We start from the raw sequence: 21,783 nt of genomic DNA on the forward strand, positions 1-21,783 counted from the left end.
CTTCAGAGTTGATCAAGATTGCTGCGGCACCACGCTGCGCGTAACTGCAGCGCGGTTTTATCTTCGTCTTTCATTTTCGCCAGTTGCGGATAAATCATGCCGAGACGCGGATTACGCGCAAACTGTTCGCGGTGACGCAGGAAAAAATCCCAGTACATCGCATTGAACGGGCAGGCCTTTTCGCCGGTTTTCTGTTTGCGATCGTAAGCGCAGCCTTTGCAGTAATCGCTCATTTTGTGGATGTAGGCGGATGTCGATACATACGGCTTTGTTGCCAGCAAACCGCCATCGGCGAACTGACTCATGCCCAGCGTGTTTGGCAATTCCACCCATTCAAACGCATCGATATAAATTCCCAGATACCACTGATGCAATTCCTGCGGGTCCAGTCCGGCCAGCAAGGCGAAATTACCAATCACCATCAGGCGCTGAATGTGATGTGCGTGTGCATGCTGCAATGAAGCCTGTATCGATTGCGACAGACAGCGCATGCCGGTCTGACTATTCCAGAACCACGACGGCAACGATTGCGCATGCTGTAAGGCATTCTGCTGCGCGTAATCCGGCATCGCAGCCCAGTAGATGCCACGCACGTATTCGCGCCAGCCCAGAATCTGACGGATAAATCCTTCTGCGGATGCGATCGGTACCACCCCGCGTTGCCATGCATCCTCGGCTGCACGCACCACTTCCAGCGGATGCAGCATTTTCACATTCAGTGCAAACGAGAGTAAGGAATGGAATAAACGCGGTGCAGCGCTGTGCATTGCATCCTGAAACTGTCCGAAATGCGGGAGTACTCCGCGAATAAAAAAGTCCAGTTGCTGTAAGGCTTCTTCGCGATCCAACGGCCAGCGGAAACGCTGCGCCGACGGCTCACCGAAACTCTTCACACCGGCCGCCTGAATTTCTTCCCAGAGCACACGGTGATCATGCACGGGACGGCGATCAGGCGGTTCTGCCGGTGTGCCACGCCATGCCTCGCGGTTATCATGATCGAAATTCCACTGGCCGCCAGCCGGCTGATTTCCATCCATCAGCACCTGATGCTTAGCCCGCATTTGCCGGTAAAAGGTTTCCATCAGCCAGCGCTGACGCTGACTGAATAAGCGTTGTGCATCGTCGCGTGCACTCAGAAAATGTGCGCTGTCGTCGGCACTGGTTTGTATGCCCTCTTTCTCAAAGTCCGCTGCAATCTGCTGCAATTGCTGATCCAGCCGCCACTCGTCCGGCAACTGATAGCTGAACTTTTCTATCCGGTATTGCTGACACAATTGCTGCAGATTGGCGGCAATGTTGTGCTGATTTCCGCATTCGCTGATTTTGAAATACCGGACTTTATGCCGGCGAGCGGCCAGTTGCTGTGCCAGTCTGCGCATTCCGGCAAAAATCGCGATGATTTTCTGCGCGTGGTGCAGTACGTAATCGGTTTCCTGACGTACTTCCATCATCACGATCAGCACTTCCGGGTCCGGTGTCTGAAACCACGGATGTTCAGGGTTCAGCTGATCGCCCAGAACCAGTCGCAGATGGCGTATGGTCTCACTCATGCCGCAGTCCCCCAGCAACGCCGGTAGTCGCCTTCGCTGTCATATTGTTTAATCTGGCGCCGGATATCAAACCGTCGTCCGCCACGCGGATCGGTGCCATGTCCGGAAATGTATAACCAGTTGCCCTGATTGCTGAACACATCAAAATCCAGCAATTGCGCCTCAAACCATGCCGCACCGGCGCGCCAGTCGCCCTGCATTTCATGCAGCCAGTAACTGGCCACGATTTGCCGCATACGGTTTGATAAGTAACCGGTCAGCCGCAATTCACGCATGCCAGCATCAACCAGATCACAGCCTGTATTGCCGCTGGTCCAGCGCTGCCACGCTTCAGCATCGTGCTGTGCCGGGCCGTGAAATTCGGCTGCCAGTCCTTGCTTACGATACAAAAGACCGCCGTATTGCCTGTGTAAAAAACGGAAGTAATCCCGCCATAACAATTCAAACCAGTGCCAGTAAGTGCTTTTGTTTTCGCCATGTTGTTGTTCGGCTGCGCGGATCATTTGCATGGCACGGCGCGGCGACAGTGCGCCACAGGCCAGCCACGGTGACCATTTGCTGGAAAAATCCAGCCCCTGCAAAGCGTTGCGCGTCGTTTCATAGGTATGGGTTAAACCTTTTTGCGCATACCGGTCCAGATGCTGCAATGCCGCTGTTTCACCGCCCTGCCAGTGCGGATGCGTCAAAGGAAAAGAGCTGTACTGCTGGCGTTCGGCGATTTCAGGACTGACAGAAATATCCGGTATGACAGACCGTGCCTGCCAAAACGCTACACCTTCCGGCAATGGCGGTAACTGGCCGGGTGCTGGCAAGGGTGCTGATTCGCGAATCGCCGCATTTTCCAGTTGCCGACGGAAATGCGTGAATACCGGCGGCAAATCCTTTGCATCAAACGGTAACTGATGCGGCAACAGCAAACTGCTGTGCCAGACCGTGTTCAGCGTGACTCCCTGTTGCTGCAATACAGGCTGCAATGCCGCGAGCTGTTGCTCCTCTTCCGGCGCAGCTAAGTCTTCCGTCGATACTGCACGGATTTTCGCCGCTGCACACAATTCAGGAATCACAGATTCCGGCTTTCCGTGCAACACCAGTAGATCACTGCCTTTTGCACGCAAAGCTTGCTGCAATGCCTGTACATTTTGTGCAAGCCAGTGCAAACGCAAATCGCTGTAACGGGCATGACCCCAGCACGTCTCCGGATTTTCCGGCCAGAAAAAGACCGGCAGCAAATCCGTGCTCTGCTGCAGCGCCCGCATCAGCACAGCATGATCATGCAAACGTAAATCCTGACGGAACCATAACAGTGTTGTCATACGCCCTCCTTGATGCTTACACCCTGACGACGGCAACGTTCGGAGCAATAACGCACTTGCTCCCAGTCCCGTTCCCATTTTTTACGCCAGCTAAACGGCAGTCCGCAGCTGACGCAGACTTTGGTCGGTAACTCTGATTTTTTCCGCATCTTCATAGCATGAATCTGTTTTTTAATATTTCAGTTAACTGGTTTTATTTATTCGAACAGAGAAGCCTGTACTTTTTCCGGTAAAGCCTTACGGGATTGGCGTTTTGGTTTGTCTGTGCGGCTGGCACGGGAACCGTGTTTTTCAATGACCGCTGCTTTTGCACTACGGACTTCCGGCTGTCCGCGCACTGCAAATAAGCGCTGTTTTGCAAGACGTGTCGCCTGCTCCAGCTCCACCGGTGGCTGCGGTAATTCCTGCCCTGGCGTGAAGCCGAGTTGTTGCTGCATCAATGGCGGCATTTTCCACGGCTCAAACAACCAGGAGTCCGGTACTTTGCGCATCGCGGGCAGCCAGCGGCGCACAAACTTGCCATGCGGATCATGATCGCGCGCCTGTTTCAGCGGATTGTAAATACGCGGCACATTCATACCGGTCGTACCGGATTGCATCTGCATCTGACTCCAGTGTATCCCCGGCTCGTAATCCACAAACTGCGTCGCCAGCCAGCAGCCAACATCGCGCCAGTGCAGCCAGAGCGGGTAAGCCGCGACGGAGACCAGCATCGCGCGCATACGGAAATTCAGCCAGCCGGTTTCGCGCAGCGTCGCAACGCAGGCATCCACCAGCGGCCAGCCGGTTCGCCCCGCTTTCAGCAACGCAAAATATTCCGCGTTCCAGTCACTCTCACGCAGACCGGTGTAACCACGGTGCATGGGCAAAAACTCAATTTCCGGTTCGCTTTCCAGCTTTTGTATGAAATGGCAATGCCAGTAAAGGCGGCTCTGAAACGCATTCAAACCGTTACGCTGCCGGCTTTCATGTTCCGGTATGTTCAGCAACAGCTGGCGTACACGCTGCACGGTTTCGCGCATGCTGATGCAGCCATAGCTCAGATAAGGAGAGATGCGCGAACAGGCAGTCGGTGCAGACAAAGGCGAAGAAATTCCGCCACGGTATTGCGTGCAGCGATCTTCCGCGAAAGTGTTCAGTACTTGCAAGCCCAGCTGACGACCGCCGCGTTGCCGTAACGGAGGATCGGGCTGGTGCAAATCGAGATCCGCTGCAGCAGGCACCTGCACATCAAACGGCAATTTTTGCCATTGCAATTGTTCGGGCAATGTCTGCAAAGGCTTTGCCATTTCAGCTTCCCATGCGCTCTGCCAGCGGTTTCTGTCACGCAATCCGCGTACTACACCAAACTGACGGTACTCTTCCCAGCGTATTTTTTTTTCGCGACACCATGCAGCAACATTACGGTCACGCTGATACGTCCAGCCATTGCCGGTTTCTTCATGGGAATGCATCGTGTGGAATGGCGAGTGCTCATAAATCGCATTCAGTACGCTGATCATGTCGCCGTGCAGAATCAGCAGCTGTCCGCCCATTGCACGCAATGCTGCGTACAAAGAGCGCAGACTTTCAACGATAAAGTGATAGTGCGATGCAGCCATGTCCGGCTGCTGCCACAAATCCGGCTCAATGACATACAGACAGGCAACAGGCCCCTGTGCCGCTGCAGCAGACAAGGCCGCATGATCCTGCCAGCGTAAATCGCGTTTAAACCAGACCAGTGAATAGCTCATGTGAATAAGCTGCTTGCTGTCAACAGGCTGCATTCTGGCATGACTGTAAAAATGCTGCAGACAGGCTCTGAAAATACAAAAGCCGGCATGAGCCGGCTTTTTCATCGCATGCTAAAAAATTATCCGTCTGCACTCAGACGATGCTTCGTTGTACCTGAGGCTGATAACGTGTCAGGCTGCTTTCCAGATGCTGCGCCAGTGTTTCATTGGAATCGACAGTCATACCCAGCGGCTGCAAAAGTCCATCCTGCAAACCATATACCCAGCCGTGTACGGTGACTTCCTGACCACGATCCCAGGCATCCTGAATGATTGTTGTTTTGCAGACATTCACCACCTGTTCGATCACGTTCAGTTCACATAACTGGTCGCCACGTACACGGTCATCCACAATTTCTCCGAGATAGCGCTCGTGCTTCTGATGTACATCCTGCACATGACGCAGCCAGTTATCTGCCAGTCCGACGCGGCGGTTCATCATCGCCGCATGCACACCGGAGCAGCCGTAATGGCCACAAATAATAATATTGCGTACCTTCAGCACATCGACGGCAAACTGCAGTACGGATAAGGAATTCAGGTCTGAATGCACCACGACATTCGCAATATTCCGGTGAACAAATAATTCACCGGGTAACATGCCAAGTAATTCATTCGCAGGAACACGGCTGTCGGAACAGCCTATCCATAAGTAATCGGGGGTTTGCTGGGAAGCCAGCGTTTCAAAAAAATGAGGATCTTTCTGACGGATTGCATCCGCCCAGCGCCGGTTGTTTTCAAATAGTTGTTCCGGCGTAAATTTATTGGTTGTCTGTGCAGTCATCTTGTCGCCTGTTGATTGAACAGGCGAGATTTTACCCTGCTGCCCGTTGAAAGGCACGGATAAACGCAAACAGCCCGCTCACAGGCGGGCTTCGGTTTCGATACTGCGCAGATCAGCGGTTATTGCCGCCGCGTTCGTCCTGCTCTGCCAGCATGGCTTTTTTCAAGCCTTTATCGACAGGACTGTCACCAAGCCAGATACGCAGAATCGCGTTGTAGAAAGCCAGATCAGGATAAGGCTCACCCATTTTCTTACCGTTCAGCATCACGATCGTTCCCTGATTCGGTACCCAGTCAACAATCATGGTGTCGCCTTTTTTCAGTTCCGGCACGGATGCAAATAATTCGCCGAAGCGCAGGAACTGCGATGTCATTTTCAGTTTTTCAGACTTATCAGTATTTTGCTGAATACCCTGCATGAAACCACGGCCGAAATCTTCATTGCTCAGATCGCGCAACATGGTAATTGCCACACGGCGCGGCCCCTGCGAAGCCAGAACGTCAGGAACGGTATTCTTTTTCTCTTTCAGATACAACGCAGCAACATAGACTTTAAAAATGGCTTTGTAGCGAATACCGGCACCATTGAGTTTCAGTTCATTTCCGGCAACCTGTACGGCATCATCCAGCTTGACACCAGCCACTTCCGTTGCGCCGGCATTCAGCAGGCAACCCAGGCTCAGGCTGAGCGCAAGCATCCATTGTTTACTGCGTTGTGCAAACATAATTGTCTCCGTCTCGTTTTATATTATTTACCACACCTTTTGCTGAAATCCATACCAGCGCGGGCGCTTTAGCATAACCGAAAATGCTGCTCATAAACATTTCCGACAACCGAGCATGTCCTCTAGCTTTTCCGGTAAGGCATTTTCTGCGCAAATAAAAAACGCAGATCAGCGATCTGCGTTTTTTATCGTGTCGTCTTTACAGGCATCAGCGGGATTTATTCAAAAAACTTTTTGACTTTATCCATCCACGAATTGCTTTGCGGATTGTGCTTTGAACCGCCTTCGACTGTTAGTTGCTCAAACTCACGCAGCAAATCTTTCTGACGCTCAGTCAGTCTTACCGGCGTTTCAATCACAACGTGACAGAACAAATCCCCGGCGTAGCCAGAACGCACACCTTTCACGCCCTTGCCGCGCAAACGGAACGTCTTACCGGATTGCGTACCTTCCGGAATGGTGAACGATGCCTTGCCACTGAGTGTCGGCACTTCGACATCACCACCAAGTGCAGCCGTCGCAAACGACACCGGAATTTCACAGTGCAGATCATCGCCTTCGCGCTGGAACACCGGATGCTGCTTGATGTGAATTTCCACATACAGATCACCCGGAGGCCCACCATTTACACCCGGCTCACCGTTGCCGGAGGAGCGAATCCGCATACCGTCATCAATACCGGCAGGCACTTTGACTTCCAGTGTTTTCTTACGTTTAATGCGACCGACACCCGAGCAGCTTGTGCAAGGCTCAGGGATAATTTTGCCAGTGCCATGACATTTCGGGCAGGTTTGCTGAATCGCAAAGAAGCCCTGCTGAACACGCACCTGACCGTGACCACCGCAAGTGGTACAGGTGACCGGAGATGTGCCCGGTTTTGCACCGGAACCGTGACAGGTATCGCACTCATCCCAGCTAGGCACCTGAATCGTGGTTTCATAGCCGTTAGCAGCCTGTTCCAGTGTGATTTCGAGGTTGTAGCGTAAATCTGCACCACGATACACCTGAGGACCGCCGCCGCGACGACCGCCACCGAAAATATCACCGAAAATATCACCGAATGCATCCGCAAAACCGCCCGCACCGGCACCGCCGCCACCCATGTTCGGATCCACGCCGGCATGACCGTAACGGTCATACGCCTCGCGCTTTTGCGGATCTGAAAGCATTTCGTAGGCTTCTTTGACTTCTTTAAACTTTTCTTCCGCCGCCTTATTATCCGGATTACGGTCCGGATGGTATTTCATGGCGAGCTTACGGTAAGCTTTTTTGATTTCGTCGTCGGAGGCATTTTTGCCCAGTCCGAGCACTTCGTAAAAATCACGCTTTGCCATGTCAATTAACCTTGTGATCGCTGCTGTCCTGACACTGCGGAAAACAGCCTGTTCCTGAATTGCGTTTACAACTGAGGCGCAGAGTACACAGAACTGGGTTCTGCGACCTCTGCGCCCCGGCAGATACGTTAAGACTGAGACTTAACGATTATTTGTTGTCTTTGACTTCTTTGAATTCAGCGTCAACAACATCATCGTCTTTTGCTTTAGCATCTGCACCGGCTGCGCCGCCCGCTGCTGCAGCTTGTTCCTGTGCCTGCATATCGGCATACATTTTTTCACCGAGTTTTTGCGCCGCAGTCGACAACTCACCGATCTTCGTATCGATCTCTGCTTTTTCGCCGTTTTTCAGAACATCTTCCAGCGCTTTGATTGCTGCTTCGATTTTCTCTTTTTCTCCGGCTTCCAGCTTGTCACCGTGCTCACCCAGTGCTTTGCGTGTGGAGTGAACCAGTGCGTCACCCTGATTGCGGGATTCGGCCAGTTCTTTCACTTTCTTGTCTTCTTCTGCATTCAGTTCTGCATCTTTTACCATGCGCTGGATTTCGTCTTCAGACAAGCCAGAGTTTGCTTTGATCGTGATCTTGTTTTCTTTACCGGTCGCTTTGTCTTTTGCACCAACATGCAGAATACCGTTTGCGTCGATATCGAAAGTTACTTCGATCTGTGGTGTACCGCGCTGTGCTGGCGGGATGCCTTCCAGATTAAACTCGCCCAGACCTTTGTTGCGTGCAGCGATTTCACGTTCACCCTGGAACACTTTGATCGTTACTGCAGGCTGGTTGTCTTCTGCAGTCGAGAATACCTGACTGAACTTGGTCGGGATCGTGGTGTTTTTCTGGATCATTTTGGTCATCACGCCGCCCAGGGTTTCGATACCCAGAGACAACGGTGTCACGTCCAGCAGCAATACGTCTTTACGATCACCGGACAGAACAGAACCCTGGATCGCCGCACCTACGGCAACTGCCTCATCCGGATTCACGTCTTTACGCGGATCACGGCCGAAGAATTCTTTTACCGCATCCTGCACTTTTGGCATACGGGTCATACCACCAACCAGAATCACGTCATCGATATCAGACGTTTTGATGCCGGCATCTTTGATCGCCAGACGGCATGGTTCAATGGTTTTCTGAATCAGCTCTTCAACCAGCGCTTCCAGTTTTGCGCGGGTGATTTTCATGTTCAGGTGAGTCGGCACGCCGTTTGCCATTGCAATGTATGGCTCGTTGATTTCTGTCTGCTGTGAGCTAGACAGTTCAATTTTCGCACGCTCAGCAGATGCCTTAATACGTTGCAGTGCAATCGGGTCTTTGGACAGATCCAGACCATTCGCTTTTTTGAATTCGTCAATGATGTAATCGATCATGCGCTGGTCGAAATCTTCACCACCGAGGAAAGTATCGCCGTTGGTAGACAGTACTTCGAACTGCATTTCGCCGTCAACGTCAGCGATTTCAATGATGGATACGTCAAATGTACCGCCACCGAGGTCATACACCGCAATCTTGCGATCGCCTTTTTCTTTTTTATCCAGACCAAACGCCAGTGCAGCTGCTGTTGGTTCATTGATAATACGTTTTACTTCCAGACCAGCGATACGACCGGCATCTTTGGTTGCCTGGCGTTGTGCATCGTTGAAGTATGCAGGCACGGTAATGACTGCTTCAGTGACTTCTTCACCGAGGTAGTCTTCGGCAGTTTTCTTCATCTTGCGCAGAACTTCTGCGGAAATTTGCGGTGGTGCCAGTTTTTTATCACGTACTGCTACCCATGCATCACCGTTGTCTGCTTTGCTGATTGAGTAAGGCATCAGACCAATGTCTTTTTGCACTTCTTTTTCTTCAAATTTACGGCCAATCAGACGTTTTACAGCAAACAATGTGTTTTTCGGGTTAGTTACTGCCTGACGTTTTGCAGATGCACCAACCAGAATTTCGCCATCTTCCTGATAAGCAATAATCGATGGTGTTGTACGCGCACCTTCTGCATTTTCGATCACTTTTGGCTGGCCTCCTTCCATCACTGCTACGCAGGAGTTAGTCGTACCTAAGTCAATACCAATAATTTTTCCCATGATTTTCCCTCGGAAATGTCTGTTTTTTCGTTAATTTCGTGAATTCCTGATCATTTTCACTGATTCAGGCACTGTCTGATCCCGATATAAGGTAAAAAAAACGCTTTTCAAGCACTTTTTTTAGCTTTTTTCAGGGTTTATTTACCCTGAGCGACTGTTACCAGCGCAGGACGCAGCAAACGGTCTGCAATCATGTAGCCTTTTTGCAAGACATTGACTACGGTATTGGCTTCCTGATCAGCAGGCACCATTGAGATTGCCTGATGCTTGTTAGGATCCAGTTTCTCGCCCTGAACAGGATTGACTTCTGCCAGACGATTTTTTTCAAATGCGGCATTCAGTTGCTTGAGCGTAATTTCTACGCCTTCCTTCAGAGATTCAACAGTCGGCACTTCGACTTTCAGCGCCATTTCGAGGCTGTCCTTCACAGGCACCATCGCTTCTGCAAAACTCTCCACCGCAAATTTATGCGCCTTTGAAATATCTTCCTGAGCGCGGCGACGGATGTTTTCACCTTCAGCCTTGGCACGAACAAATGCATCGTGCATCTCGGCCAGCTTTGCTTCCAGCTCCGCGATTTTTTGCTCGGATGCATCTTCCTGCGTTTCTGCAGCAGCCTGCACGGAATCCGGTGTCAGATCTTCGGTCACCATTTCAGCCGGCTCAACCGGAGCATCTGTTGCCGGCACGTCTTGTTGAGCCTGTTTGTTTTCCTGCTCTTGCATATTTTTCTCCAGTCAAAAACACATTACCCAACCATATAGTGATGTCTTTCCGGTTTTCAAGAAGGCTGCAGAAACATTTTGCGACTTTTTTACACAGAGCGATAACACACGCACTGGCTTAAAAGACTATGCTGAATCCTGCACAGCCTTACTTGCCCCCCGGAGACGATCATGCGTCTGACAGTCATTACACTGGCACTGTTGATGTACACAGCGCTGACAGCGATTCTTATTTGCTGGGCGAAAATCACCTGAAACCGAATGACAGCGAGTCATCAGATCGTCGAAATCATGCAAAACTCTTGTAAAATGAAGGGTTTATTATTCTTCTCCCACGCATCTGGAGTAGTGCATGATTTTCGTAACAGGCGGCGCAGGCTTCATCGGAGCCAATTTTGTACTAAACTGGCTGGCTCAATCTGACGAGTCCGTCCTCAATTTCGACAAACTGACATATGCAGGCAATCTCAACACCCTGAAATCCCTGCAAAACGATCCCCGGCACCTGTTCGTGCAGGGGGATATCTGCGATACAGCACTGCTCGACAGCCTGTTTGCCAAACATCAGCCACGAGCGATTGTGCACTTTGCAGCCGAAAGCCACGTTGACCGTTCCATTCACGGCCCTGCAGCATTCATTGAAACCAACGTCAATGGCACTTTCAGCCTGCTGGAAGCGGCGCGTAAGTACTGGAGTGGACTGAGCGACGACGCGAAAACCGGTTTCCGCTTTCTTCACGTTTCCACAGATGAAGTCTACGGCACACTGGAAGCGGATGACCCGCCATTCAGCGAAACCACCGCTTACGCACCGAACAGTCCCTACTCAGCCTCCAAAGCGGCTTCTGATCATCTGGTGCGCGCTTATCACCATACCTATGGTCTGCCGGTGTTAACCACCAACTGTTCGAACAACTACGGACCTTATCACTTCCCGGAAAAACTGATTCCGCTGGTCATTACCAGTGCGCGTGCCGGGAAAGACTTGCCTGTGTATGGCGATGGCTTACAGGTACGTGACTGGCTGTTTGTGACAGACCACTGCGCAGCGATCCGCCGTGTTCTGGAAGCAGGTAAGCCGGGTGAAACCTACAACGTCGGCGGCTGGAACGAACAGACCAACATCAGCGTTGTTCATACGATCTGTGACCTGCTGGACGAACTGGCACCGAAAGCCAGTGGTAGCTACCGCGACCAGATCCGCCACGTCAAAGACCGTCCCGGTCATGACCGCCGGTATGCAATCGACGCGCGCAAAATTGAACGCGAACTTGGCTGGAAACCGGCAGAAACCTTCCAGACCGGCTTACGCAAAACCGTGGAATGGTATCTGAACAATAATGAATGGGTTGCCCAGGTGCAATCCGGCGAATACCAGAACTGGATCAATTTACAGTATCAGCAAGGATAAGCATGACGCAGGCAATCAACCGTAAAGGTATTATTCTGGCGGGTGGCTCAGGTACCCGCTTATATCCGGTAACACAGGCTGTTTCGAAGCAACTGCTGCCGGTGTACGACAAACCTATGATTTATTACCCGCTGACCACGCTGATGCTGGCTGGCATTCGGGAAATTCTGATTATTTCCACGCCACAGGACACACCGCGTTTCCGTGAACTGCTGGGTGATGGTTCGCAGTGGGGTATTCGCCTGGAATATGCCGTGCAACCGTCTCCGGATGGTCTGGCACAGGCCTTCATTATTGGCCGTGAATTTGTCGGCAATGATCCTTCTGCGCTGATTCTCGGTGACAACATTTACTACGGCCACGATCTCGTATCTTCTCTGGAAGCAGCAAACCAGCGCACCAGCGGTGCGACTGTTTTTGCGTACCATGTACACGATCCTGAGCGTTACGGTGTGGTTGAATTCAATGCAGACCGTCAGGCTGTCAGTATTGAAGAGAAGCCGCAGCAACCTAAATCCAATTATGCGGTAACGGGTTTGTATTTCTACGATCAGCAGGTATGCGATATTGCTGCATCCATCAAACCGTCCGCGCGTGGCGAACTGGAAATCACGGATGTCAATAATGTCTACCTGAAGCAGGGCGAACTGAAAGTTGAACTGATGGGGCGCGGCATGGCATGGCTGGACACGGGCACGCACGAATCGTTACTGGAAGCAGGTCAGTTTGTGGCAACCGTAGAAAAGCGTCAGGGTCTGAAAATTGCCTGCCCGGAAGAAATTGCATTCCGTCGTGGTTATATCAGTGCTGAGCAGGTTGAAGAACTGGCGCAGCCGCTGAAGAAGAATGAGTATGGCACGTATTTGCTGAAATTGCTGGAAAGACAGGCTTACTAATATGAAAATTACTCCGACAAGCTTGCCGGAAGTACTGGTAATTGAACCGCAGGTTTTCGGCGATAGCCGCGGTTTCTTTTATGAAAGTTTTAATGCGCGTAAATTCGCAGAATTAACCGGTGTTCAGGCTGAATTTGTTCAGGACAATCACTCGAAATCCGGAAAGAACATCCTGCGTGGTCTGCACTATCAGATTCAGCAGGCACAGGGCAAACTCGTTCGCGTGGTTTCTGGTGAAGTATTCGACGTTGCCGTCGACATCCGAAAAAGCTCCCCGAACTTTGGTAAATGGGTTGGTGTCAACTTATCCGCGGAAAACAGCCGTCAACTGTGGATTCCGCCCGGTTTCGCGCACGGCTTCGTCGTCCTGAGCGAACAGGCGGAGTTCTTGTATAAAACGACTGACTACTGGGCGCCGGAATATGAGCGCTGCCTTGCATGGAATGCCCCGGAAATTGGCATAGACTGGCCGATCAGCGAAACGCCATTACTGTCTGCGAAAGACCAACTCGGTAAAAGCTTGTCTGAAGCAGAGGTCTTCGCATGAAAATTCTGATCACCGGTGTCAGTGGTCAACTGGGCCGCTGCCTTGTAGAACGTCTCGGTAATGAGCATCAGATTATTGCGGCAGACCGGACCGTACTGGATCTCAGCAATCCGGAGACCGTCGTTGCGACAGTCAGAGAAATTGCGCCGGATCTGATCATCAATCCGGCAGCGTATACAGCAGTGGACAAAGCCGAATCTGAACCGGAACTGGCAGCGGCAGTAAACACATATGCGGTTGCCGCGCTCGCCGAAGCTGCAAAGACTCTCCGCATCCCGCTCATACACTACTCAACCGACTACGTGTATGCAGGCAACAAAAAAGATGCGGATGGCAAACTCGCCCCATATACAGAATCCGACCCGGTTGCACCACTCAATGTGTACGGTCAAACCAAGGCAGGTGGTGAGCAGGCAATCCGTGAAAGTGGCTGCCGCCACCTGATCTTCCGTACCAGCTGGGTATATTCACCTTACGGTAAAAACTTTTTACTGACGATGCTGAAACTGGCGGCCGAGCGCGAACAGCTGAACATTGTTAATGATCAGTTTGGTGCACCGACGTCGGCCATCACGGTTGCAGATATTACGGCTCAGATTATTGCTCAGATAAATTCTGCCAAAGAAGCGAGCAGCGCGGAGAACTGGTGGACAGCACATCTGGGGACATACCACCTGGTGAATGCCGGGGTTACAAACTGGTGCGACTTTACGCGTGCGATTGTGCAGGAAGCCCGACTTGCAGGTCTGCTGACAACGGGACCGGAGATCAAGGGAATTCCTGCGATAAGTTACCCGACACCGGCAAAACGCCCGGAGAATTCCATGCTGGATCTGAGCAAGCTGAAACGGGTATTTGGTGTTTCAGTCCCGGAATGGCAGGATTCTCTGAACGAGTGTCTGCGTCGATTGCATTGAACCCCGCACCTGAGTGCTTCAGTTAATACATGATTCATATCGCCATCATTAGTCACGGACACGAAGAAATGCTGATTGAAAGTCAGCTTTGTGGTCTCGCTGCCAACCCTGCTGTTACCTTGTGGGTGAAAGATAATTTACCCTCCGTGAAGCTGGAAGCATTCTGCCTGCAGCATCAGGTTCGTTACACCAAAGAAAAGCCGGGAATGGGATTTGGTGAAAACAATAATTTCCTGTTCAACAGAATTGCTGCTGAATTTTCATTATCTGCTGAGGACTTATTTATTGTAATGAATCCTGATATCCAGACAAACGCCGACATGCTGCGTTCGCTGGATCAGCAAATGCGAAGCGACAGTACTACTCTGGCAACAGTTAATTTGTACAAAGATACGAATTTTCAGCAAACTGATGCCAATGTCAGATTTTTTCCATCGCTGCTGACACCGTTTCGTGTTTTAAAGATACGCGGACTGACGGAGGCAATTCAAAAGCACTCGCTGATACAAAATTGCGATGTTGACTGGGCGTCAGGTGCATTTCTCGCGTTCCGTCCATCACATTTCCGGGATCTGAACGGGTTTGATACTGATTTCTTCATGTATTTCGAGGATGTTGATATCTGCTACCGCTCTTACTGCATTTCTGGTCGCAAAGTCCGCTACTATCCCGGACTCAAAGCAGTTCACCAGGCGGCACACCGAAACCGCAGTCTGTTATCACCGCATGCACGCTGGTTCCTTTCAAGCTTTATACGTTTTGTTTTGCGCAGATCTGTGGTTTATCCCTTCACGCGCGGAAAAATCAGTCAGTCTCTATGAATCAATCCATTCTGATCACCGGTGCTAACGGCTTTGTTGGTAATGCACTGACAGACACAATGCTGGATGCAGGCTACTCACTGATTTGTCCGACACGCAGACCACTTTCCCGTCAGCACCCTGCTTTACAAAACCCGCAAATCAACGCGCTGGATAAGCACACAGACTGGTTACCGTTGTTGCAGCAATCAGGTGCTGTGATTCATTGCGCTGCCCGCGTTCATGTTATGCGCGAGACCGTCAGCGATCCGCTTGCTGCATTTCGTGCAGTTAATGTCGATGCCACTGTACATCTGGCACAACAGGCAGCAGCAGCTGGGGTGAAGCATTTTATTTTCCTGAGTTCAGTCAAGGTCAATGGCGAATCCACACTTCCGGATCAGCCTTTTCAGGAGCAGGATATCGCAGACCAGCATGACCCCTACGGTTTATCGAAACTGGAAGCAGAGAAAGCCCTACTGGCAGTGGGCAAGAAAACCAGTATGGCGGTTACTATCATTCGCCCGCCGCTGGTCTATGGCCCGGGAGTAAAAGCCAACTTTCAAAGTATGCTGCAATGGGTAAAGCGAGGCGTCCCGCTACCGCTGGGCAGAATTCATAATCAGCGCAGTCTGGTATTTGTCGGGAATCTCGTACATTTTATTCTTCACTGTTTGTATCACCCCAAGGCAAGGCAGGAAATATTCCAGATTTCAGACGGACATGACTTATCGACCACGGAATTACTGGAAGCCTGCGCTGTCGCATTACAGACAAAATCCCGTTTGTGGAAGCTTTCGCCGAATTTACTGACAACACTGGCAAAGATCGCAGGAAAACAAGCCATTGCTCAGCGCTTATGCGGTTCATTGCAAGTCGACATCAGCAAGGCACGTCATTTGCTCGAGTGGAATCCGCCGTTCTCCGTTGCCGAGGGACTTGCCATCACTGTTGCACAGGAATCTGATAAAAAATAACGTGTATGAAACGTATACTGGATCTCTTCGTCGTTCTGACAGCAGGTTTGCTGCTGTTACTGCCACTTGTACTGACTGCGCTTGCGGTCAGACTGACCTCACGTGGCCCTGTCTTGTACTGGTCTGACCGCGTTGGCAAACATAACCGTATTTTTCGCATGCCCAAATTCCGGAGTATGCGTATTGACACGCCGGCGGTCGCTACACACTTGCTGACGAATCCGGAACAATATCTGACACCGATCGGCTCTTTTCTGCGCAAGTCGAGTCTGGATGAGCTGCCACAGTTATGGAGCATTCTATGTGGTGACATGAGCCTGGTCGGCCCGCGTCCCGCCCTTTTCAATCAGCATGATCTGATCAAAATGCGTACGGATTGCGGTGTGCACGCACTTGTACCCGGCTTAACCGGCTGGGCACAAATCAACGGTCGTGATGAAGTCCCGAACGAACAGAAAGTTGCGCTTGATCATTATTATCTTGAGCATGCATCCGTCATGCTGGATATCCGGATACTGGTACTGACATTTGTTAAAGTTTTACGCCGAGACGGCATTACCCACTGAGCCCGCATGTTGCACTTTCTCTCCAATCTTTCACGTCGGCAAAAGCAAATGCTGGCGATGGCAATGGACTTCATCAGTTTGCCGGTGTTACTGGCCGTTGCCATCTGGCTGCGCTATGAGGGTCTGAATCCAGAATTACTGCGTCATTATTTCTGGCTGCTGATTGCAGCGCCGCTGATCAGCATTCCCTTGTTTGCGCGCATTGGATTGTACCGGGCTGTCGTCCGCTTTATCGATCAGAAAATCATCGGGGTCATCGTTCTGGGTGCCTCCGTTAGCGTGCTAGTTCTGACTTTTATCAGTCTGATGCTGCACATTTTGCCCATTTCCCGCGCAGTGTTCGGTTTTTTCTGGATGGGCTCTATCTTTTACCTGTCAGCGAGTCGCTTTGCTGCTCGTCACTGGCTGGCACGCGTCAGCCTGCTTGAAGATGCGATCCCGGTCTGCATTTATGGTGCCGGTCAGGCCGGAGCACAACTGGCAGCAATGATGCGACATGACAGCCAGTACGTCTGTGTTGCTTTTGTTGACGATAACCCGCAAAAACATGCAGCGCTGATTGGTGGAGTACGTGTTTATGCACCGCAAGAGCTTGGGAAGCTGATCGCGAAATTCGAAATCCGTGAGTTATTGCTGGCGATGCCCTCTATTTCCAGATCACGTCACAAACAGATACTGGATCAGCTCGAACCGTTCAAACTGAAGATTCGGCTAACCCCGTCTCTGAAAACACTGATGTCCGGACAACTGAAAATGCAGGATGTCCGCGAAGTTGAAGTCGAAGATTTACTCGGTCGCGATCCCGTAGAACCGGATCAGAGGCTGCTCAGCCAGTGCATACGTGCGCAACATGTCGCGGTTACTGGTGCTGGCGGATCCATAGGATCAGAGTTATGCAGGCAAATACTGCGTCAACAACCAAAGCGCTTAATCCTGATCGAGTCTTCCGAATTTGCGCTCTACACAATAGAGCAGGAGTTACAACAACTTGCCCGGCAATACGCGCCCGACTGTGAACTCTTTCCAGTACTGTGTTCGGTACGACAACAGGATAAGCTCGAAACCATTTTTTCCAGCTTTGCTATCCGCACCGTCTACCACGCAGCTGCGTACAAACATGTCCCGTTGGTCGAACATAATCCGGCAGAAGGTGTTCTGAATAACGTCTTCGGCACACTGTCGGTTGCGCAGGCGGCAATGGCAACCGGAGTCAGTAATTTTGTCCTGATCTCGACTGACAAAGCCGTACGGCCAACCAATGTCATGGGTACCACCAAACGCGTGGCTGAACTGATTTTGCAGGCGTTTTCCCGTGAGCAAAAAGGAACCCGCTTCTGTATGGTTCGTTTTGGTAATGTACTCGGGTCGTCTGGTTCAGTAGTGCCGTTATTTAAGAAACAGATTCTGGCTGGCGGCCCCGTAACGTTAACGCACCCTGACATCACGCGTTACTTCATGACAATTCCGGAAGCGGCGCAGTTGGTGATTCAGGCAGGTGCAATGGGTGAAGGTGGCGATGTATTTGTGCTGAATATGGGCGAGCCGGTGCGCATCCAGGATCTGGCACGCCGTATGATTCATTTATTCGGCCTAGAAGTTCGCTCAGAAGCAAGTCCCAACGGCGATATAGAAATCCGCCATGTTGGTTTACGTCCCGGAGAAAAACTGTACGAAGAATTGCTCATCGGTGACAATGTCGAAGGCACAAACCATCCCCTGATTATGCGGGCACAGGAAACAGAACTGCCCTGGGAAGTACTACAGCAAAAACTGGAACGCTTGCGCTTCGCCTGTGACCAAAATCAGGCACAGGAAATCCGGCAGCTTTTACTGGAATTAGTGGCAGAATATCAACCGCAGTGTGAGATTGAAGATTTTCTGTGGAAGCAGAGACAAGTTTCCTGATTTTTCATATTTACAAACGACAAATAACATGACCCAACCAGCTCAAAGTATTTTCAAAGCCTACGATATCCGGGGCATCGTCGGAAAAACACTGGATGCAACCGTTGCACATCAGATCGGGCAAGCGTTTGGTACTGCCGCGCTGAAAAAAGGTGAAACGACTGTCGTTATCGGCCGCGATGGCCGTCTGTCCGGACCGGAACTTTCCGGTGCGCTTGCTGCTGGTTTGCAGGCCACTGGTGTCAATGTGATTGACCTCGGGCAAGTCGCAACACCAATGGTGTATTTCGGAACAAATGTTCTGGAAACCCGCTCCGGCATTATGGTGACCGGCAGTCATAATCCGCCGGATTACAACGGTTTCAAAATGGTACTGGCAGGTGAAGCGATCTACGGCGACACTATTCAGGCACTGTATCAGGCCATTGTAAAACAAGAATTTTCTGCAGGTTCAGGCAGCTATCGCATTCATGATATCCGTGCCGCTTACCTCGAACGCATCACCAGCGATGTCAAAGTCAGCCGTCCGGTCAAAATTGCAGTGGATTGCGGCAATGGTGTGGCAGGTGCATTCGCAGCTGACCTTTACCGCGGCATGGGTTGTGAAGTCATTGAATTATTCTGTGACGTGGATGGTACTTTCCCGAATCACCACCCGGATCCGGCTCATCTTGAAAATCTGGAAGATCTGATCCATTGCCTGAAAACCACCGATGCTGAAATCGGTCTGGCGTTTGACGGTGACGGCGACCGCCTTGGCATTGTGACCAAAGACGGACAAGTGATTTTCCCTGATCGTCAGTTAATGCTGTTTGCAGAAGATGTGCTGACCCGCCACGCCGGCGCACAGATTTTGTACGATGTGAAGTGTACCCGCCACATCAGCACTTGGGTCAAAGCACGCGGCGGCGTACCACTGATGTGGAAAACCGGTCACTCGCTGGTGAAAGCAAAACTGAAAGAAACAGGTTCTCCGCTCGGTGGTGAGATGAGTGGTCACATTTTCTTCAAAGACCGCTGGTATGGCTTCGATGACGGCTTGTATGCCGGTGCGCGTTTGCTGGAAATCATCAGCCGCCTGCCTGATATGACGGCTACCCTGAACAGCCTGCCGCAATCCAGCTCTACGCCGGAACTGCAACTGAAGCTGGAAGAAGGTGAAAACTTCCGCATCATCGCACAAATGCAGGCACAGGCTGACTTCCCCGGTGCTGATGAAATCATTACGATTGATGGTTTACGTGTGGAATATCCGGACGGATTTGGTCTGGCTCGTTCATCTAACACAACCCCTGTCATTGTGATGCGCTTTGAAGCCGAAACACCGGAAGCACTGGCACGCATTCAGGCTGCGCTGAAGGCTGCCATTCTGCGCGTCAAACCGGACGCACAACTGCCGTTTTAACGGAAGTCTGAAAGACCGCCGGCTGCGTGCCGGCGGTCTTTTTTTCTTCTCTGATTTTTTATCCGCACACTGTCTATTGTGAAAATACTGCTGATACGGGTCTCCTCACTCGGAGATGTCTTACATAATCTGCCACTGGTGAACGATCTGCACCGGCATTATCCCGATGCACAGATTGACTGGGTAGTGGAAGAAGCCTACGTCAGCCTTCTGCAATTACATCCGGGCATACGCCGCATTATTCCCTATGCGCAGCGACGCTGGCGCAAGCATTTAGGGCAAGCCAGCGTACGTCAAGAAATCAGCGGATTCATCCGGACACTGCGTAGCGAATCCTATGATCTGATTCTCGAAACACAAGGCCTGCTGAAAACCGGCATCATTCTTGGTCTGGCGAAAAAAGCGCCTGGTGGCAGAAAGATTGGCCTTGCAAACGGTACTGCGGGTTCCGGCTATGAGGGTATTTCCCGCATTTTTCATGATACAAGTATAGCGACCGATCCTTACACGCATGCCGTCGATCGGGGACGTCTGGTTGCTGCGAAAGCCATTGGCAAAGAACTGGATACACCTGCCAGTTTTGGCCTGCTGCCACCAACACTTGAAGCGCCGTGGAAACCCGCGGGCGGCTATATCGTATTTTTTCACGGCACTGCCGGTGCAGCTAAAAAATGGGCACGGGCAAACTGGATCGCACTCGCCGCGAAGCTCGCCAGTACCGGCATGCCGGTACTGCTGCCATGGGGCAATGAAGAAGAGAAAAAAGAGGCCGAAGCGATGGCAGCGGCAATTCCGCAAGCAAGCGTATTACCGAAACTCAGCATGATGGAGGCCGTTTTACTGGCACAATCCGCGCGGCTGGCGATCGGCGTGGATACCGGGTTGACACATATCGCTGCCGCCTACGAAACCCCAACTGTTGAAATCTACACAGCTTCACCTCGCTGGAAAACCGAGGGTAACTGGTCACCGCGTATCCGTAATACGGGTGATGCCGGAATCGTCCCTTCTGTCGAAGAAGTCTTTGCCGCTGCTATGGAGTTACTGAACTGATGTCTGCCGCTCTGCTGAAAAAAACGCCCGCGATCAGCGTGGTGATTGTGAACTTTAACGGTGGTCAGCTGGTTCTGGATTGCCTCGCAAAACTGCGCGAACAAACTCTGCGCCCGCTGGAAATCATTCTTGTTGATAACGCCAGTCAGGATGGCTCCGGACAACGTGCGGAAACAGAATTTCCCGAAGCCAAAGTAATTCATGCAGGTGCGAATCTGGGCTTCGCGAAGGGCAATAATCTTGCCGTACAAAAAATGCACCCGGACAGTGAATGGATCGCCCTACTGAATCCGGATGCATTCCCTGATCCTGACTGGTTATTGCAACTTGCACTCGCTGCAGAAAACCACCCGGAGTTTGCGATTTTCGGCAGCCGGCTGATGGACGCTAACCGTGAGCAGATGCTGGATGGTGTCGGAGATGCTTATCATTTAAGCGGACTGGTCTGGCGCGAAGGACATGGACAAGCAGTGACACCGGCACATTTACAGCAGAAAGAAATTTTTTCTTGCTGCGCCGCTGCCGGACTATACCGGCGTGATGTATTCGATCAGCTGGGTGGCTTCGATGAAGATTACTTCTGCTACGTTGAAGATATCGATCTCGGCTTCCGCTATTTGCTGGCAGGTTACCGCTGTCTGTATGTTCCCGGCTCCGTTGCGCGCCATGTAGGCTCTGCGATTACCGGCCGCCGTAGTGATTTTTCTGTTTATCACGGACACCGCAATCTGGTCTGGACCTATGTAAAAAATATGCCTGGAATCCTGTTCTGGCTCTGCCTGCCACTGCATCTGATGCTGAATCTGGTCGAAGTGTTGCACTTTGCCCGCCACGGCCAGTTTCAGGTGATTAAACGATCCAAACTGGATGCCATCCGCCAGCTGCCGCATTTTTGGAAAAAAAGACAACAAATTCAGGCAAACCGTCGGGTCAGCATTGCCACTGTCTGGGGTTTACTGAACAAAAATCTGACCGGAAAGCGAAATTAAACTAAGATCACGCTCTTTTACGCGATTCGGTAGCT

Annotated in this window: 20 protein-coding genes; 11 read left to right on the forward strand and 9 right to left on the reverse strand. The window is 51.4% G+C overall.

Annotated elements, in window-relative coordinates:
* Positions 1–2: 2 nt before the first annotated feature.
* The 9 genes from IE092_RS09490 to grpE all read right to left on the reverse strand — a co-directional run bounded on the left by IE092_RS09490 (position 3) and on the right by grpE (position 10,282).
* Positions 3–1,550: a cryptochrome/photolyase family protein gene (locus IE092_RS09490; protein WP_189356934.1), complete on the reverse strand. Its 1,548-nt coding sequence runs from the start codon at positions 1,548–1,550 to the stop codon at positions 3–5.
* Complete coding sequence (locus tag IE092_RS09495; protein WP_189357234.1) at positions 1,547–2,863, reverse strand: DASH family cryptochrome; 1,317 nt, start codon at positions 2,861–2,863, stop codon at positions 1,547–1,549. Before IE092_RS09495 ends, IE092_RS09490 begins: the two co-directional genes overlap by 4 nt.
* On the reverse strand, positions 2,860–3,018 hold the full coding sequence (locus IE092_RS09500; protein ID WP_229793122.1) for a DUF2256 domain-containing protein: 159 nt from the start codon (positions 3,016–3,018) through the stop codon (positions 2,860–2,862). The genes IE092_RS09495 and IE092_RS09500 overlap by 4 nt, the downstream gene beginning before the upstream one ends.
* Positions 3,019–3,060: 42 nt before the next feature.
* Positions 3,061–4,596, reverse strand: coding sequence for a cryptochrome/deoxyribodipyrimidine photo-lyase family protein (locus IE092_RS09505; RefSeq protein ID WP_189356936.1), 1,536 nt, complete (start codon positions 4,594–4,596; stop codon positions 3,061–3,063).
* 133 nt (positions 4,597–4,729) lie between these two features.
* Positions 4,730–5,419, reverse strand: a complete 690-nt coding sequence (can, locus tag IE092_RS09510) for a carbonate dehydratase (protein WP_189356937.1) — start codon at positions 5,417–5,419, stop codon at positions 4,730–4,732.
* Between the two features lie 112 nt (positions 5,420–5,531).
* Positions 5,532–6,143, reverse strand: a complete 612-nt coding sequence (locus tag IE092_RS09515) for a chalcone isomerase family protein (protein WP_189356938.1) — start codon at positions 6,141–6,143, stop codon at positions 5,532–5,534.
* Between the two features lie 218 nt (positions 6,144–6,361).
* Positions 6,362–7,477: a molecular chaperone DnaJ gene (dnaJ, locus tag IE092_RS09520; RefSeq protein ID WP_189356939.1), complete on the reverse strand. Its 1,116-nt coding sequence runs from the start codon at positions 7,475–7,477 to the stop codon at positions 6,362–6,364.
* Between the two features lie 148 nt (positions 7,478–7,625).
* Positions 7,626–9,557, reverse strand: coding sequence for a molecular chaperone DnaK (gene dnaK / locus IE092_RS09525; RefSeq protein WP_189356940.1), 1,932 nt, complete (start codon positions 9,555–9,557; stop codon positions 7,626–7,628).
* A 137-nt stretch (positions 9,558–9,694) separates the two neighbouring features.
* On the reverse strand, positions 9,695–10,282 hold the full coding sequence (gene grpE / locus IE092_RS09530) for a nucleotide exchange factor GrpE (RefSeq protein WP_189356941.1): 588 nt from the start codon (positions 10,280–10,282) through the stop codon (positions 9,695–9,697).
* 352 nt (positions 10,283–10,634) lie between these two features.
* On the opposite strand from grpE, the gene rfbB reads away from it, so the two are divergent.
* The 11 genes from rfbB (at position 10,635) to IE092_RS09585 (ending at position 21,748) form a co-directional block, all read left to right on the forward strand.
* A complete protein-coding gene (gene rfbB, locus IE092_RS09535) occupies positions 10,635–11,693 on the forward strand; it encodes a dTDP-glucose 4,6-dehydratase (protein ID WP_189356942.1) in 1,059 nt (352 codons plus the stop codon).
* A gap of 2 nt (positions 11,694–11,695) precedes the next feature.
* Complete coding sequence (gene rfbA, locus IE092_RS09540; RefSeq protein ID WP_189356943.1) at positions 11,696–12,589, forward strand: glucose-1-phosphate thymidylyltransferase RfbA; 894 nt, start codon at positions 11,696–11,698, stop codon at positions 12,587–12,589.
* A 1-nt stretch (position 12,590) separates the two neighbouring features.
* On the forward strand, positions 12,591–13,136 hold the full coding sequence (gene rfbC / locus IE092_RS09545) for a dTDP-4-dehydrorhamnose 3,5-epimerase (protein ID WP_189356944.1): 546 nt from the start codon (positions 12,591–12,593) through the stop codon (positions 13,134–13,136).
* A complete protein-coding gene (rfbD, locus tag IE092_RS09550) occupies positions 13,133–14,053 on the forward strand; it encodes a dTDP-4-dehydrorhamnose reductase (protein WP_189356945.1) in 921 nt (306 codons plus the stop codon). Before rfbC ends, rfbD begins: the two co-directional genes overlap by 4 nt.
* 29 nt (positions 14,054–14,082) lie before the next feature.
* Positions 14,083–14,874, forward strand: a complete 792-nt coding sequence (locus IE092_RS09555; protein ID WP_189356946.1) for a glycosyltransferase family 2 protein — start codon at positions 14,083–14,085, stop codon at positions 14,872–14,874.
* Positions 14,871–15,830, forward strand: coding sequence for a UDP-glucose 4-epimerase family protein (locus tag IE092_RS09560; RefSeq protein ID WP_189356947.1), 960 nt, complete (start codon positions 14,871–14,873; stop codon positions 15,828–15,830). Before IE092_RS09555 ends, IE092_RS09560 begins: the two co-directional genes overlap by 4 nt.
* A 5-nt stretch (positions 15,831–15,835) precedes the next feature.
* Positions 15,836–16,396, forward strand: coding sequence for a sugar transferase (locus IE092_RS09565; RefSeq protein ID WP_189356948.1), 561 nt, complete (start codon positions 15,836–15,838; stop codon positions 16,394–16,396).
* A 6-nt stretch (positions 16,397–16,402) separates the two neighbouring features.
* A complete protein-coding gene (locus tag IE092_RS09570) occupies positions 16,403–18,301 on the forward strand; it encodes a polysaccharide biosynthesis protein (RefSeq protein ID WP_189356949.1) in 1,899 nt (632 codons plus the stop codon).
* Positions 18,302–18,329: 28 nt separating this feature from the next.
* Complete coding sequence (locus IE092_RS09575) at positions 18,330–19,706, forward strand: phosphomannomutase/phosphoglucomutase (RefSeq protein WP_189356950.1); 1,377 nt, start codon at positions 18,330–18,332, stop codon at positions 19,704–19,706.
* 78 nt (positions 19,707–19,784) lie between these two features.
* The gene (gene waaC / locus IE092_RS09580) at positions 19,785–20,759 is read left to right on the forward strand and encodes a lipopolysaccharide heptosyltransferase I (RefSeq protein ID WP_189356951.1); all 975 of its coding nucleotides are present in this window, start codon (positions 19,785–19,787) and stop codon (positions 20,757–20,759) included.
* Entirely contained in the window at positions 20,759–21,748 is a 990-nt protein-coding gene (locus tag IE092_RS09585) for a glycosyltransferase family 2 protein (RefSeq protein ID WP_189356952.1), read from the forward strand. The genes waaC and IE092_RS09585 overlap by 1 nt, the downstream gene beginning before the upstream one ends.
* The last annotated feature ends 35 nt before the right edge of the window (positions 21,749–21,783 follow it).

The organism is Cognatundibacterium squillarum (genome assembly GCF_014652435.1).
GTDB classification, from domain to species: Bacteria; Pseudomonadota; Gammaproteobacteria; order Burkholderiales; family Burkholderiaceae_D; genus Undibacterium; species Undibacterium squillarum.

Bases quoted from the DNA above. Each gene is read 5' to 3' on its own strand.
- rfbC (WP_189356944.1), top strand. From the start codon at position 12,591: ATGAAAATTACTCCGACAAGCTTGCCGGAAGTACTGGTAATTGAACCG.
- IE092_RS09505 (WP_189356936.1), bottom strand. From the start codon at position 4,596: ATGAGCTATTCACTGGTCTGGTTTAAACGCGATTTACGCTGGCAGGAT.
- dnaK (WP_189356940.1), bottom strand. From the start codon at position 9,557: ATGGGAAAAATTATTGGTATTGACTTAGGTACGACTAACTCCTGCGTA.
- rfbA (WP_189356943.1), top strand. From the start codon at position 11,696: ATGACGCAGGCAATCAACCGTAAAGGTATTATTCTGGCGGGTGGCTCA.
- IE092_RS09515 (WP_189356938.1), bottom strand. From the start codon at position 6,143: ATGTTTGCACAACGCAGTAAACAATGGATGCTTGCGCTCAGCCTGAGC.
- grpE (WP_189356941.1), bottom strand. From the start codon at position 10,282: ATGCAAGAGCAGGAAAACAAACAGGCTCAACAAGACGTGCCGGCAACA.
- IE092_RS09560 (WP_189356947.1), top strand. From the start codon at position 14,871: ATGAATCAATCCATTCTGATCACCGGTGCTAACGGCTTTGTTGGTAAT.
- can (WP_189356937.1), bottom strand. From the start codon at position 5,419: ATGACTGCACAGACAACCAATAAATTTACGCCGGAACAACTATTTGAA.
- IE092_RS09570 (WP_189356949.1), top strand. From the start codon at position 16,403: ATGTTGCACTTTCTCTCCAATCTTTCACGTCGGCAAAAGCAAATGCTG.
- IE092_RS09575 (WP_189356950.1), top strand. From the start codon at position 18,330: ATGACCCAACCAGCTCAAAGTATTTTCAAAGCCTACGATATCCGGGGC.
- rfbB (WP_189356942.1), top strand. From the start codon at position 10,635: ATGATTTTCGTAACAGGCGGCGCAGGCTTCATCGGAGCCAATTTTGTA.
- IE092_RS09585 (WP_189356952.1), top strand. From the start codon at position 20,759: ATGTCTGCCGCTCTGCTGAAAAAAACGCCCGCGATCAGCGTGGTGATT.
- IE092_RS09565 (WP_189356948.1), top strand. From the start codon at position 15,836: ATGAAACGTATACTGGATCTCTTCGTCGTTCTGACAGCAGGTTTGCTG.
- dnaJ (WP_189356939.1), bottom strand. From the start codon at position 7,477: ATGGCAAAGCGTGATTTTTACGAAGTGCTCGGACTGGGCAAAAATGCC.
- rfbD (WP_189356945.1), top strand. From the start codon at position 13,133: ATGAAAATTCTGATCACCGGTGTCAGTGGTCAACTGGGCCGCTGCCTT.
- IE092_RS09495 (WP_189357234.1), bottom strand. From the start codon at position 2,863: ATGACAACACTGTTATGGTTCCGTCAGGATTTACGTTTGCATGATCAT.
- IE092_RS09490 (WP_189356934.1), bottom strand. From the start codon at position 1,550: ATGAGTGAGACCATACGCCATCTGCGACTGGTTCTGGGCGATCAGCTG.
- IE092_RS09555 (WP_189356946.1), top strand. From the start codon at position 14,083: ATGATTCATATCGCCATCATTAGTCACGGACACGAAGAAATGCTGATT.
- IE092_RS09500 (WP_229793122.1), bottom strand. From the start codon at position 3,018: ATGAAGATGCGGAAAAAATCAGAGTTACCGACCAAAGTCTGCGTCAGC.